Annotated in this window: 11 protein-coding genes; 4 read left to right on the top strand and 7 right to left on the bottom strand. The window is 63.9% G+C overall.

The annotated features are described in order from the left end of the window. Window positions 1-5: 5 nt before the first annotated feature. Window positions 6-557 carry a dTDP-4-dehydrorhamnose 3,5-epimerase gene (gene rfbC, locus ACQQ2N_RS19075; protein ID WP_440223159.1) on the bottom strand — a complete coding sequence of 184 codons (552 nt, stop codon included), beginning with the start codon at window positions 555-557 and terminating at the stop codon, window positions 6-8. Beyond that, entirely contained in the window at window positions 554-1,441 is an 888-nt protein-coding gene (rfbA, locus tag ACQQ2N_RS19070) for a glucose-1-phosphate thymidylyltransferase RfbA (protein ID WP_440223158.1), read from the bottom strand. The genes rfbC and rfbA overlap by 4 nt, the downstream gene beginning before the upstream one ends. Before the next feature lie 267 nt (window positions 1,442-1,708). Here rfbA and ACQQ2N_RS19065 point away from each other — a divergent pair, with 267 nt between their 5' ends. The 4 genes from ACQQ2N_RS19065 to ACQQ2N_RS19050 all read left to right on the top strand — a co-directional run bounded on the left by ACQQ2N_RS19065 (window position 1,709) and on the right by ACQQ2N_RS19050 (window position 8,350). After that, on the top strand, window positions 1,709-2,557 hold the full coding sequence (locus tag ACQQ2N_RS19065; protein WP_440223157.1) for a cyanophycinase: 849 nt from the start codon (window positions 1,709-1,711) through the stop codon (window positions 2,555-2,557). Between the two features lie 137 nt (window positions 2,558-2,694). After that, the gene (gene cphA, locus ACQQ2N_RS19060) at window positions 2,695-5,496 is read left to right on the top strand and encodes a cyanophycin synthetase (protein ID WP_440223156.1); all 2,802 of its coding nucleotides are present in this window, start codon (window positions 2,695-2,697) and stop codon (window positions 5,494-5,496) included. 77 nt (window positions 5,497-5,573) lie between these two features. Next, complete coding sequence (locus tag ACQQ2N_RS19055; protein WP_440223155.1) at window positions 5,574-7,271, top strand: Mur ligase family protein; 1,698 nt, start codon at window positions 5,574-5,576, stop codon at window positions 7,269-7,271. Between the two features lie 56 nt (window positions 7,272-7,327). After that, the gene (locus ACQQ2N_RS19050) at window positions 7,328-8,350 is read left to right on the top strand and encodes a magnesium and cobalt transport protein CorA (protein ID WP_440223154.1); all 1,023 of its coding nucleotides are present in this window, start codon (window positions 7,328-7,330) and stop codon (window positions 8,348-8,350) included. Between the two features lie 262 nt (window positions 8,351-8,612). On the opposite strand, the gene ACQQ2N_RS19045 is transcribed toward ACQQ2N_RS19050, so the two are convergent. The 5 genes from ACQQ2N_RS19045 to ACQQ2N_RS19025 all read right to left on the bottom strand — a co-directional run bounded on the left by ACQQ2N_RS19045 (window position 8,613) and on the right by ACQQ2N_RS19025 (window position 12,901). Then, entirely contained in the window at window positions 8,613-8,996 is a 384-nt protein-coding gene (locus ACQQ2N_RS19045; protein ID WP_440223153.1) for a hypothetical protein, read from the bottom strand. Next, window positions 8,993-9,709, bottom strand: coding sequence for a hypothetical protein (locus tag ACQQ2N_RS19040; protein ID WP_440223152.1), 717 nt, complete (start codon window positions 9,707-9,709; stop codon window positions 8,993-8,995). The genes ACQQ2N_RS19045 and ACQQ2N_RS19040 overlap by 4 nt, the downstream gene beginning before the upstream one ends. Window positions 9,710-9,949: 240 nt before the next feature. After that, a complete protein-coding gene (locus ACQQ2N_RS19035) occupies window positions 9,950-10,423 on the bottom strand; it encodes a hypothetical protein (RefSeq protein WP_440223151.1) in 474 nt (157 codons plus the stop codon). Next, the gene (locus tag ACQQ2N_RS19030) at window positions 10,420-11,310 is read right to left on the bottom strand and encodes a hypothetical protein (RefSeq protein WP_440223150.1); all 891 of its coding nucleotides are present in this window, start codon (window positions 11,308-11,310) and stop codon (window positions 10,420-10,422) included. The genes ACQQ2N_RS19035 and ACQQ2N_RS19030 overlap by 4 nt, the downstream gene beginning before the upstream one ends. Before the next feature lie 73 nt (window positions 11,311-11,383). Continuing rightward, complete coding sequence (locus tag ACQQ2N_RS19025) at window positions 11,384-12,901, bottom strand: RNA-directed DNA polymerase (RefSeq protein ID WP_440223149.1); 1,518 nt, start codon at window positions 12,899-12,901, stop codon at window positions 11,384-11,386. Window positions 12,902-13,380: the final 479 nt, after the last annotated feature.

The raw sequence follows: 13,380 nt of genomic DNA, 5'->3' as shown, positions 1-13,380 counted from the left end.
GAACGTCACGATGCCGGCAGCCGTTCCGGCGCGACGTCGGCGAGCAGCGGCGCGCGCGCATCCTTGTCCGACAGCGACGGCTCCGCGATCGGCCAGTCGATCGCGAGCGCGGGGTCGTCCCAGCGGATCGCCGCATCGGCGGCGCGGTCGTACAGCGCCGTGCACTGGTAGGTGAACGTCGCGTGCTCGCTCAGCACGACGAAACCGTGCGCGAAGCCTTCCGGGATCCAGAAATGGCGCTTGTTCTCGGCCGACAGCACCGCGGCAGCCCAGTGCCCGTACGTCGGCGAGCCGCGGCGGATGTCGACCGCGACGTCGTAGACCTCGCCTTCGAGCACGCTGACGAGCTTGCCCTGCGGGTTCGGCCACTGGTAGTGCAGGCCGCGCAGCACGCCGCGCGCCGAGCGCGAGACGTTGGCCTGCACGAACGTGGTTGGCAGGCCGGCTTCGGCGAAGCGCGCCGCATTGAAGCTTTCGTAGAAGAAGCCGCGCGCGTCGCCGTGCACGGCGGGTTCGACGACGACGCAGCCTTCGAGCGTGGTGCGGATGATCTTCAAGCAGGGCGCTCCTCGCGCACGAGCTGTTGCAGGTACTGGCCGTACTGGTTCTTGGCCAGCGGCGCGGCGAGGCGCAGCACCTGCTCGGCGTCGATCCAGCCGTTCTGGAACGCGATTTCCTCGGGGCAGCAGACCTTGAGGCCTTGCCGGTTCTCGATCGTCTGCACGTAGCTCGAGGCCTCGACGAGCGACTCGTGCGTGCCGGTATCGAGCCAGGCGAAGCCGCGGCCCATACGTTCGAGCATGAGCGAGCCGTCGTCGAGGTAGCAGCGGTTGAGGTCGGTGATCTCGAGTTCGCCGCGTGGCGACGGCTTCAGCGCTGCGGCGTAGTCGGTGGCACGCCCGTCGTAGAAGTACAGGCCGGTCACGGCCCAGTGCGAGGCCGGCTTGGCGGGCTTCTCCTCGATGCCGACGACGCGGCCGTCGCCGTCGAAGGCGGCCACGCCGTAGCGCTCGGGATCACGCACCCAGTAGCCGAACACGCTGGCGCCGTGCGTGCGTGCATCGGCCGCGGCGAGCAGGTCGGTCAGGCCGTGGCCGTAGAAGATGTTGTCGCCGAGGATCAGGCAGCTCGGCTTGGCGTCGACGAAGTCGCGGCCGATCAGGTAGGCCTGGGCGAGACCGTCGGGCGAGGGCTGCACCGCGTAGCGGATCGACATGCCCCACTGCGAGCCGTCGCCGAGCAGGCGCTCGAACAAGGCCTGCTCGTGCGGCGTGTTGATGACGAGCACCTCGCGGATGCCCGCGAGCATCAGCGTGCTCAGCGGGTAGTAGATCATCGGCTTGTCGTAGACCGGCAGCAGCTGCTTGCTGACGGCCTGGGTGATCGGGTACAGCCGGGTGCCGGAGCCCCCGGCGAGGATGATGCCGCGTCGTGACGTCACCGCAGGTCCTCGGGTCGCAGGATCGCGCATTGTACGTTCAGCGGCACCCGGTCGTCGCGCCGCGGTACGGTGGACGCCGCAACGCCATGAAAATCGTGATCCTGCTGCTGGATACGCCGCCTTTTCGCAGCCCGCGTGCAGGCCGGCGCCCTGCCGTCGGAGGCGTCGCCGGGAGCCGCGCCAGGCCGGGCGACGCGCCCCCGCCCGTTGCGGCCCACCCGCGCTGCGTGTACAGATAGCGTCCTACGATGGCATGACAGGGTTCCGATGAGTCCGAGCAGGGTGGCGGCAGGTGACGAGCGTGGCTGGATCGTTCCGATCGGCGGCGCCGAGGAGAAGGAGAACGACGCGCGCATCCTCGAGCGCTTCGTGACGCTGTGCGGCGGGCGTGATGCCGACATCGTCGTGATCCCGACCGCGAGCCAGCTCGTCGACACCGGCACCCGCTACGAGCACATCTTCTCGGAGCTCGGCGCCGGCCGCGTCACCGCGATGGATTTCGACACGCGCCGCGATGCCGAGGAGAACAACCGCCTCGAGCGCATCGGCGAGGCCAGCGGCATCTTCTTCACGGGCGGCAACCAGCTGCGCATCGCGACGATGCTCGGCGGCACGCCGGTCGCCAAGCTCATCCGCAGCCTCAACGCACAGGGCGTGCACGTCGGCGGCACCAGCGCCGGTGCCAGCATCCTCAGCGAGCACATGATCGCGTTCGGTCGCGAAGGCGCCTCGCCGACGGCCGGTAGCGTGCGCCTCGCGCCGGGCCTGGGTCTCACCAACCGTTTCGTGATCGACCAGCATTTCCGCCAGCGCGACCGCCTCGGCCGCCTGCTCGCCGCGCTCGCCTACAACCCGTTCGCGATCGGCATCGGGCTCGACGAGGACACCGCTGCGTTCATCCGCCCCGACAACACGCTCGAGGTCGAGGGCAGCGGTGCGGTCACCGTGGTCGATGCGAGCGAACTCGAGTTCTCGTCGATGGACCAGGTCGGCGAGGACGAGCCGGTCTGCCTGCTCGGCCTGCGTGTCCACGTGCTCGTCGCCGGTGCGACGTTCAACCTGCACACGCGACGCGCCTCCGCCGGTTCGCTGGCGGTGACCAAGACGGCGCACTGACGCGCAGCGGCAGGTCGTCCCGGCACGACCGGGACCCAGTGGCTTTCCCGGAGGGTGGGGACGCTGGAATCCGGTCGACGCGACCGGAACACGGGGAGACGCCCCGCAGCCCTCCCAACGCCATCGGGGAGTAGCGCATGCGTGTCCTGGATCGTTCGGTGTATGTGGGCCCTTCGCTGTACGCGCATTTTCCCGTCATCCGCCTCGAGCTCGACCTCGGTGAACTCGAGCAGTGGCCGACCGCGAAACTCGGGGACGCGTTCGTCGACGGCCTCGTCGCCGCACTGCCCGGACTCGCCGAGCACGGCTGCTCCTACCGCGAACCGGGCGGCTTCATCCGCCGCATGCGCGAAGGCGAGGGCACCTGGCTCGGCCACGTGCTCGAGCACGTCGCGATCGAGCTGCAGAACATCGCCGGCGAGGACGTCACGTTCGGCAAGACGCGCAGCATCGACGGTCGCCCGGGCGTGTACACGGTGGTCTACGAATACGCGCAGCGCGAGGAAGGCATCGCCGCGGGCGAGCTCGCGCTGAGCCTGCTCAGTTCCCTGCTGCCCGAGAACCTGCGCGAGCCCGACAGCCTGCCGGAAGGCTGGGACTGGCCGAGCGCGCGCGACACCTTCATCCGCTACGCGCAGCGCCGCGCGCTGGGTCCGTCGACGGCCTCGCTGGTGCGCGCGGCCGAGGAGCGCGGCATCCCGTGGCTGCGCCTCAACGACCAGTCGCTCGTGCAGCTCGGCCACGGCAAGTACCAGCAGCGCATCCAGGCGACGGTCAGCGGGCGCACCTCGCACATCGCCGTCGAACTCGCCAGCGACAAGGAAGAGACCAACAAGATCCTCGGCACGCTCGGCCTGCCGGTGCCCAAGCAGGAGCTCGTGCAGAGCGCCGAGGGCGCCTGGCGCGCTGCGCGCCGCCTCGGTCTGCCGGTGGTGACCAAGCCGTACAACGGCAACCACGGCCGCGGCATCTCGATCCGCCTCATGACCGAGGAGGAAGTCCATGCCGGCTTCGCCTCGGCGCGCGAGCACTCGCGCTCGGTCATCGTCGAGAACTTCGTCGAGGGCGACGACCACCGCCTGCTCGTCGTCAACGGCCAGCTCGTCGCCGCGACCAAGCGCACGCCGGGTCACGTCGTCGGCGACGGCACGCACACGGTCGCCGAGCTCGTCGAGGTCGTGAACCAGGATACGCGCCGCGGCGTCGGCCACGAGAAGGTGCTCACGCGCATCGAACTCGACGCGCAGGCGCAGATGATGCTCGACCGCGCCGGCTACACGGCCGAGTCGGTGCCGAAGGCCGACGAGATCGTCTACCTGCGCTCGACCGCCAACCTGTCCACCGGCGGCACCGCGACCGACGTCACCGACATCATCCATCCCGACAACCGCGACATGGCCGAGCGCGCAGTGCGCGCGATCGGACTCGATGTCGGCGGCGTCGATTTCCTCTCGACCAACATCGCCGAGAGCTACCGCAAGATCGGCGGCGGCATCTGCGAGGTCAACGCCGCGCCGGGCTTCCGCATGCACGTCGCGCCGAGCGAGGGCACGCCGCGCGACGCCGCGGGTCCGGTCATCGACATGCTGTTCCCGGCCGGTTCGCCGTCACGCGTGCCGATCGCCGCGGTGACCGGCACCAACGGCAAGACCACCACCGCGCGCATGCTCGCGCACATCACCAAGATGGCCGGCTACACGCCGGGCCTCACGACCACCGACGGCGTCTATATCGACGGCCAGCGCACGGTCGAGGGCGACATGACCGGCCCGGTCTCGGCGCGCATGGTGCTGTCGGATCCGCAGATCGACATCGCCGTGCTCGAGACCGCGCGCGGCGGCCTGCTGCGCGCCGGCATGGGCGTGCGCGAGGTCAACGTCGGCGCCGTGCTCAACGTGCAGTCCGACCATCTCGGCATGAAGGGTATCGACACGCTCGAGCAGCTCGCCGAGGTCAAGCGCATCGTCGTGGAGATCGCGCAGGACTGCGCCGTGCTCAACGCCGACGATCCCAACGTGCTGCGCATGTCGGGCTACACCGATGCGAAGACCATCTGCTACGTCACGATGAACCCGTCGCACGCGCTCGTGCGCGAGCACATCCGCGCCGGCGGCCGCGCCTGCGCGCTCGAAGGCGGCGTCAACGGCCAGATGATCACGCTCTACGACAAGGGCAGCCACATCCCGCTGCTGTGGACGCACCTGATCCCGGCCACGCTCGAAGGCCGCGCGCTGCACAACGTGCAGAACGCGATGGTCGCCGCGTCGATGGCGTTCTCGCTCGGCATCAAGCTGGACGCGATCCGCCAGGGCCTGCGCACGTTCGACACGACGTTCTTCCAGGCCCCGGGCCGCATGAACGTGTTCAACGAACACCCGTTCAAGGTTCTGTTCGACTACGGCCACAATGCGCACGCGGTGTCGGTCATGGCGGATCTCGCCCAGCGTCTCGATGTGGTCGGCCGCCGTATCGTCGTGCTCGCGGGTCCCGGCGATCGTCGCGACGAGGATCTCGTCGCGATCGCCGATGCCGTCGCCAACCGCTTCGACCACTACATCTGCCGCCGCGACGACGGCTTGCGTGGCCGCGCCAGCGACGAGGTGCCGCGCCTGCAGGCCAGGGCGCTCGTCGCGGCCGGCGTGCCGCAGGACGCGATCTCGATCATCCCGGACGAGCAGGAGGCCATCGAGGCCGGCCTGCGCATGTCGCGTCCGGGCGACCTGCTGCTCGTGTTCGCCGACGCGCTCGTGCGCTCGTGGAAGCAGATCATCAAGTTCCGCCCGGAAGGCTCGCCCGAGCCGCGTCCGGCGCCGGCGCCCGCACCGGTCGTCGAGGCGACCGTCGCCGAGCCCGTGTTCGACGAGTCGGCGTTCGCGTCGGTCGGCGGCATCGTGCGCGACGAGCGCGGCATCAGCCTGTCGCGGGAGACCGAAGACTGAGCACGGATCTCCGCGTTCCGTTCGAGGATTCCCGCCGCCTCACCGGAGCCAACCTGTACTTCGCCGACCCCGGCGCGGTGCTCGACACCGTGGGTACGCCGCCCGACGCGGCGACGCTCGCGGCGTGGCGCGCGCGCGTCGTGCAGTCGCGCACCGAACTCGGCTGGCCCGAGGCGTCGATCGTCGCGCGTGCGCATCCGGGCGGTGCCACGCTCGCGTTCGCCGCACCGGTCGACCAGCTGTTCTCGGCGACCGAGGTCAACGAGTACGCGTGGCTGGTCTCGCGCGCTGACGAGCCGGCCGTCGACGCGCGCTTCTTCGCGCCGGGCCACGCACCGTTCTGGGACGAGACCTCGGCCCGCCATACCTTGCACGCGCACGCACGCGGCGAACGCAACGCGCCGCTCGCTGCGCTCGTCGACGCCGCGCATGCGCACGGTCGCCTCGCGCTCGTCGACGACGCCACGTTCTCGCTCGGCGCGGGCACCGGCGTGCAGGCCTGGCCGGTCGCCGCGCTGCCGGCCGTCGATGCGGTCGACTGGCCGGCGATCCACGACATCCCGCTCGCGCTCGTCACGGGTTCGAACGGCAAGACCACGACCGTGCGCCTGCTCGCCGCGATGGCGCGCGCGCACGGTTGGAACACCGCGCACAGCTGCACCGACGGGCTCTACGTCGGCGGACGCCTGCTCGACGGCGGCGACTACTCCGGTCCGGTCGGTGCCCGCACCGTGCTGCGCGATGCGAGCGTCGAGGCGGCGATCCTCGAGACCGCGCGCGGCGGCATCCTGCGTCGCGGCATCGCGCCGCCGCGTGCCGACGTCGCCGTCGTCACCAACGTCAGCGACGACCATTTCGGCGAGTACGGCGTGTACGACCTCGGCGACCTCGCCGATGCCAAACTCGCGGTCGCGCGCCCGCTCGGTACGCGCGGCACGCTCGTGCTCAACGCCGATGCGCCGCTGCTCGTCGCGCGCGCGCCCGCGTTCGCATGCCCGCTCGCGTGGTTCGGCAGCGACCACGACGCGCCGCTGCTGCAGGCGCATCGCGCCGCGGGTGGCACGACCTGCGCCGTGCGCGAAGGCCACTTGGTGCTGCATCACGCCGGCCTCGACCACGATCTCGGCGCCGTCGACGCGCTGCCGCTCTCGCTGGGCGGCCGTGCGCAGTACAACGTCGCCAACATGGCCGCCGCCGCGCTCGCCGCCGTGCACCTCGGCATCGCGCCCGCGACGATCGAAGGCGTACTCGCACGCTTCGGCCTCGCGCCCGACGACAACCCGGGGCGCCTGCAGCACTGGACCTTCGGCGACCTGCACGTGATCGTCGACTACGCGCACAACCCCGACGGCCTGCGCGGCCTGCTCGAGGTCGCCACCGACCTGCGCGCGGCGCAGGGACGCCTTGGCCTCGTGCTCGGCCAGGCCGGCAACCGCGGCGACGACGACCTGCGCGAGCTCGCGCACGTCGCCGCAGCCGCGAAACCTGCGCGCATCGTGCTCAAGGAGATCCCGTCGATGCTGCGCGGTCGCGCGCCCGGCGTGATCCCGGCGCTGCTGCGCACGACGCTGCTCGACGACGGCATCCAGTCCAATGCGCTCGACGACGCAGCCGACGAAATCCCCGCCGCACGGAAGCTGCTCGCATGGGCAGGCGAGGGCGATGTCGTCGTGCTGCCTACCCACGGCACCCAGGCCAAACGCGCGCTCGGTGCCCTGCTCGCGACGCTCGCCTCGTCGGGCTGGCGGCCGGGGCAGCCACTGCCCGCGGACTGAACACGCGCCGCGCTGCGCATTGCCCATCACGAAGGCGGCGCGCATGATGCCGCGCCATGACCGTGAACATCCCGACCGTCGCCTCCGCAGCCGAGGCGAACCACCCACCCGGCGTCGTCAACTGCGTGGCCTATTCGGCCGGCGGCCAGCGCCTCGGCGACATCACGATCGACGCGATCAGCGATGTGCTCGCGCAACCCGACACCTTCGTGTGGGTCGGCCTGCTCGAACCCGACGAGGCGCTGCTCGAGAAGCTGCAGGAGGAATTCGGCCTGCACGATCTCGCCATCGAGGATGCGCACAAGGCGCACCAACGCCCCAAGATCGAGGCCTACGGCGATTCGCTGTTCATCGTCGCGCAGACCGCGCAGGTCGTCACCGGCGCGATCGAGTTCGGCGAGACCCACATCTTCGTCGGCAAGCGCTACCTCGTCACCGTGCGCCACGGCGCGTCGCTGTCGTACGCGCCCGCGCGCCGCAGCTGCGAGCAGACCCCCGACATGCTCATGAAGGGGCCGAGCTACGGCCTTTACGCGGTGCTCGATTTCATCGTCGACAACTTCATGCCGATCGTGCGCAGCTTCCGCGAGGACCTGCAGGAGCTCGAGGAGGACATCTTCGAGGACACCTTCAAGCGCGAGACGATCCGCCGCCTCTACACGCTCAAGAAGGAACTCGTCACGCTGCGCCTCGCCATCGGCCCGCTGCAGGACATCCTCAACCAGCTCACCCGCCTCTACCCGGGCCTGATCCGCGACGAGGTACGCCCGTACTTCCGCGACGTCTACGACCACGCCGCGCGCATCAACGAATCCACCGACACCATGCGCGAGATGCTCACCGCCGCGCTCAGCGTGAACCTCTCGCTCGTGACGGTCGCACAAGGCGAAGTCGTCAAGCGCCTCGCCGGCTGGGCCGCGCTGCTCGCCGCCCCGACCCTCATGACGAGCTGGTACGGCATGAACTTCCACCACATGCCCGAGCTCGACAAGCCCTGGGGTTACCCGGGGATGATTGCGCTGACGCTCGGTATTTGTGGCGGGTTGTTCTGGTTGTTGAGGAGGGCGAAGTGGTTGTAGGGGGGGGGCGCTCACACAATCGACGTGGAGCCGGCGATCCAAGCGCTATTGTGGGAGCGGCGAACATCCGGCGTGGTGAGGTCTGATCCATGCGGAGCGCGTCAGGCCCGGGCTCGGATGGATCGCTAGAACTCTACGATCTCCACGTCAGCCCAAGCACGCCATGCTCGATAGTGAATTCGACACGTGGCGAGTTCACGTACGAGACATATAACGCCTCAATTAAATCGTACCGGTAAGCGATGTCGGCTTGAATAAAATGTTATACCTGTGGCCTTTTAGCCAGAAGATCCATTATTTGGGGGCGAGTGTATTTTGCCACCGGGTCTGCATCAGCCGGGTCGGAGGTGGCCAGGTACTCCCCGTCATCGAATGCAAGGAACACATCTTTGGAAAAACCAGTGAGGCCAAATGAAGATTCGCTCCATATAAAGTTGGCTACAGCGTCCGCATCAAAAAAGCTGATGCGGCCAGATATGAACTCCTCGGCAATGTAAGAGGCAGTCATGTCGTAGATTTGCACACGACCAAAACCCGACAGGGCACAAAGTTGATCTATGTCCTCACTTCCGACGCGATCTTCTCGGGCACACTTTTGAACCAGATCGGCGAGATGCTTTTCCACAGGTCTAAGGCCCAAGCTCATTCGTGGCCCTGCCGCAGCGGCGAAGCCGCGGAGGCAGGGACGTCGGGTGCAGGGTATGGTTCGGCGCCGGCCGACGTAGACGTCGGACCTACACCCTTCTTCTGGTTCTGCAGCCGTTGCCTAAGGTCTGACTTGGTTGGGATCTTAAGATCGATCCAGTCCTTGACCTCTGCTCGGAAATTCAACCGCCTCGGGGACTTTGAATCGACCTCCACCCAGTCATTGCGTCCGAGCATCAAGTAATTACAGAACCGTTGTACACCGACGACAGCGTGGATTGCATGCTCCGCGGCCAAAAGTGCGTCTAGCTCGTCCCAGATTCGTGCCTGCTCCAGCCCCGTGACAGTTAGATCTTTTCCTCCCCCTGGTTTACTGAAGGTGTCCGCATGATGCCCTTGATACGCTCCAAGGGCGACTGGATCAGCGCATATCAACTCCCTCGGTAACGAGGGATGCGAAAGCCAAATCGAATGTGCAATTTGATTTCGCTGTTTCCTTAGTGGCGCGACCTTCCGAAATATCAGTTCGAGAAGCTCGAAGTCATCCTGATCGAGAATCGTCTTCGCAGCAGCTACGACCATTTCTTTTTGCGCGCGTTGGTTATTTGCCGCTGCAAACATAGCCATCGCTGCTGATCTGCCAGTTTTTAGCATCGTAGCTAGTATTCCAATGACGTAAGCGTCGAAGCGAGCCCACTCCGCCACTGTCGTCATCAGGGCGGCTCCGATCCGCTCGTGACCAACGAAAACGCTGTGCGGAGGGTAGTCCATAGCGCGAAGTTCAGGATTTACGGGTCTAGTCATTTTTTGGTGGTGGCTGATGACGTCGTGGAGTGCAATCGTCGAAGACGCTGAAGCGATGGCGCCCAGAGGGTATCGCCCCTCTTCCAAGGCGACGAACGCCTGAACTAAGCCGCGCCGCGAGGCGGCGTCGGCTTGAATGAATTGTAAGCGCTACTGACCATGCATCGTGAGCAGCTCCTTCAAGCGCGAACGGGCGAATGTAAGGGTTGCCGAAACGACTAGAGCAACTGCTATAGAGCCGACGAATAGTGCGCCGATTGTGCTGTGCTCTAGGTTCTTTCCGAGGAGCCACAGCGAGATAGCCGTTGCTGCTGAAATGCCAGAAAAGATCAATGCCAAATACAACCTAGCGACTAGCAACTTGTAGAGTGGCCAGTCGTAGAGAAGCTTGTTCTCTTGTTTGTCAGACGGGCTGCGGATGTCGCTGAAAAGCTTCACACACCAAACGAACAGAGCGCTCGGTAGGGCCGTGATGTATTTCCAGTTTTCCGAGTCGCTTGTGAGCTTCTCGCCAATGAGTGCAAAAGGTTGGGGGTAGTAAGTTAAAAGTGCCAGAAGTACAAGTAAAATGAGTAGTTCCGGAGCCGTAACTATGGCCAAAATAATATTTCTGGCGGTCATCATCCGTGCTCCATGTAGCGGTCGATTTTTATCTTCTCGAATTGTTCGTTCGCAGCCCCGTATAGCTCTTCTGGTAATGGATCTCTGTCGAAGCTGAAATTTGCGATCGTTTCAGAGGTTTTGATAACGACGGTGTCTTTGTCAATGCGACCGCGAATTACGCCCGTTCCATAGCCGTCTACAGCCATGAGAATAGCTGCGTCTCCTACAGGGATAGGCGAAGATAGTTCTGACTCTGAGTATTGAGCAGTTTCGGTAAGGCTAGAGGCGAGTTTCGGGAGCACAGAATGAAGCACTTCTCCTGGGCCTGCATTTTCGGTGAGGTTCAATCGGTCGGCGTTTCGTTGAATAAGGTAGTTCTTGAGGCTCTCCCATAGGGGGCCGAACAGCGGATTGGGAGGTGAGACGCGGCTTTGAATTTTGTAGATTGCGTCCAAAGCCGAAACGCGAATGGCGAAAGCTCGAAGGTCAGTTATAACCTGGATTTGGCACTCGACAAAAAAGTTGTCCAGCGAACCCTCAATGATTGAGCAGAACCTTCTAATGAAGGTCAGATGGTCAATATTAGACGAGCTGGCTAAGAATGCGATTCCAGAGTGAGCGGGTATATACACAAAGGGAACAGAGGCGACCAGAAGATTTGGCTCGATCTGTGATTCTGTGGATAGAGTTTGCGGGTCTACAACGTCAACTCTTCCCTCCGGCAGATATCTTGCCAGACGACCAAATACAAACTGAGATTCCGGCTCAAAATGCACATTTACTAGCGCCCAGTTGCCGCCGCGCAATTGGATTGGCCTCGGTGAGGCGAGCGCCTGCATCAGCTTAGTTTGTGTGAGCGAGCCGAGCTTTAGTACCCGACCAAGATAGTAGGTTCCATTGCGCGCCATGAAATCCCCTTTGTAGCGCTAACACCTGAGTTAAGCCGAGCCGAGAAGCGGCGTCGGCTTTAACGAATAGCTGTCACGCTGTTGCCCTTACCCAGCCGGCCAACCATTTTTCCAAGGGCAGAGCCGCATTCTGAGCGACTAGGCTGAGCCACGGATTACGCTCATCACTCGGCAATACGCGGGCTGCATTAATGATCGAACGGCGAGCACGCGCTCCCACGTTGTATATCTGAGCTTTGTGGGTCCGGACCCACGCTATGTCGCCCAGCGTGATTGCTGCGCGGGCTTTGTTCTCGATGTTTGGCCCGCTCATAACGAAGCCTTTCAGTTTCTGGCTCGCAAGAAGGCTTGTGTGCGAGGAAATAAAGTGCTCAAGCCAAAGACGCACCAGCGCACAGTTTGACTCTTGAAGATCGCAGATTGCCTCAAGGCCTGCCTTGATTACGGGTGATGTGGATGCATCCATGACTTCCTCGAGATACAGGAAAAGATCAGGAGTGACCGCGGCGAAATAGGCGAAGTTGTCAAGCAAGGCGGGAACCAGGTTCAGGACTTTGTTTCGCCGCGCTGTCCGAATAATGCTTCTGGCCAGTCCTAGGTCTACGTAATCGAATTCAAGGACTTTCTCCAAAGCACTTACAAGTTTCTCGCCAACGTCTTCTTCGTCGAGATCTTCATCTTCATCGCCATCGTCGCCGCCATAAGGACTGATACTGTCGAGCTCTTCCATCAACTCGTTCTTGTCATCCAAGTACGGGTTTTGAAGGTGATTTTCCACAAACTCATTCGCTGGCATTAGCTTGGTCTTGTCAGTAGCAAGCGTCAGTCGGTGATTCTCGTACAGGTATAGCGTCAGCTTTTCGAGTGCTTCAGCGAGCTTAGCCTCCGAATTGCTGAACATTCGGATGTCATCTACGTATCGCGTATGCGCGACCCCGCACTGGAAGATAAACGCGTCGATGTCGATCATGACTGCTTCAGCCATCAGGATACTGGCTGCGGGCCCAACGGGCACCCCTTGCGACGCTTTGTTATTGAGCGCTAGAAGAAAGTCCTCAATATCTGATGCCAGTGATTTGTGCGCCGCGTTAGCAGCTTCTATAGCATTCTGAAGGCGATGCAGATAGATCTGGTTGTAAAAATCAGAAATATCTGTTATCGCTACAAAATTATTCTCATCAGCGAGCTCTTGGCTCTTCTCTTTGAAGTCCCCCCAACCGGAGCCGCCGTCAAAGAAGCTCCCGTCGGCGATATTGATCCGATACGAGCACGCTATTCGATCCGCGACCGGCGCGCGCTTCGCTTCAATTGATCCGCCAACTTCATAAGCCATGGCTGTGTACGCAACGGCCTCCATCGGTTCCAGTTGGTGAACTACGCGATATCCGCCCCGTGCCTTTTGTATCGTTGAGTTGTACGGGTTGGAAATCAAGAACTTTGAGATGTTCTTGCTTTGCAGTTCCTGTTTGACTTGGGGCCAGTTATGCCAGAGAGCCTCGAACTCGAACGCTTTTGGAAAAAAGTCAGAGTCGTAGTACTTCTCGATGTGAGCCTTGGCGAAATCGAGTGACGCTTCTGAAAGGATCGCCATACACTTCCCCGTTACAGCAAACTACATTTATCCCGCTGACGTGCGGGCTGTGCCGCATCATCGATGCACCTGACCCGTGCCGTCAACCCGATAGCCCGCCAGATTCATGGGCTTGCGAGACAGCCCGGTTCGCTCCGGACAGGCATCTGGGACACCCACGACTTGAACGCGGCGACGTGGGACGGCGGGCATCCGGGGGCATCCGGGACACCCACTTTTCCAGCAGCAGACGCTGGCATCTGGGACACCCACTTTTCCAGGGCAGCATCCGGGACACCCACTCATGGCATCCGGGACACCCACTTTTCGCGGCATCCGGCGGCATCCGGGACACCCACTTTTCCAGCAGCAGGGTGCATCCGGGACGCCAAGACAGCATCTTGGACACCCAAGCCCTTGAGTTGAACGGGACGACGTAGCGCGACGACAGTCGTTGAGCGGGCCGGGCGGCAACAGCCCGTGCGTCGAGGCGAAGTGCG

Origin of the sequence: Dokdonella aquatica (assembly GCF_051987395.1) — a bacterium.
Lineage (GTDB): Bacteria > Pseudomonadota > Gammaproteobacteria > Xanthomonadales > Rhodanobacteraceae > Dokdonella.
The sequence above is the reverse complement of the archived record's forward strand: the minus strand, read 5'-3'. Positions and strand labels throughout refer to the sequence as shown.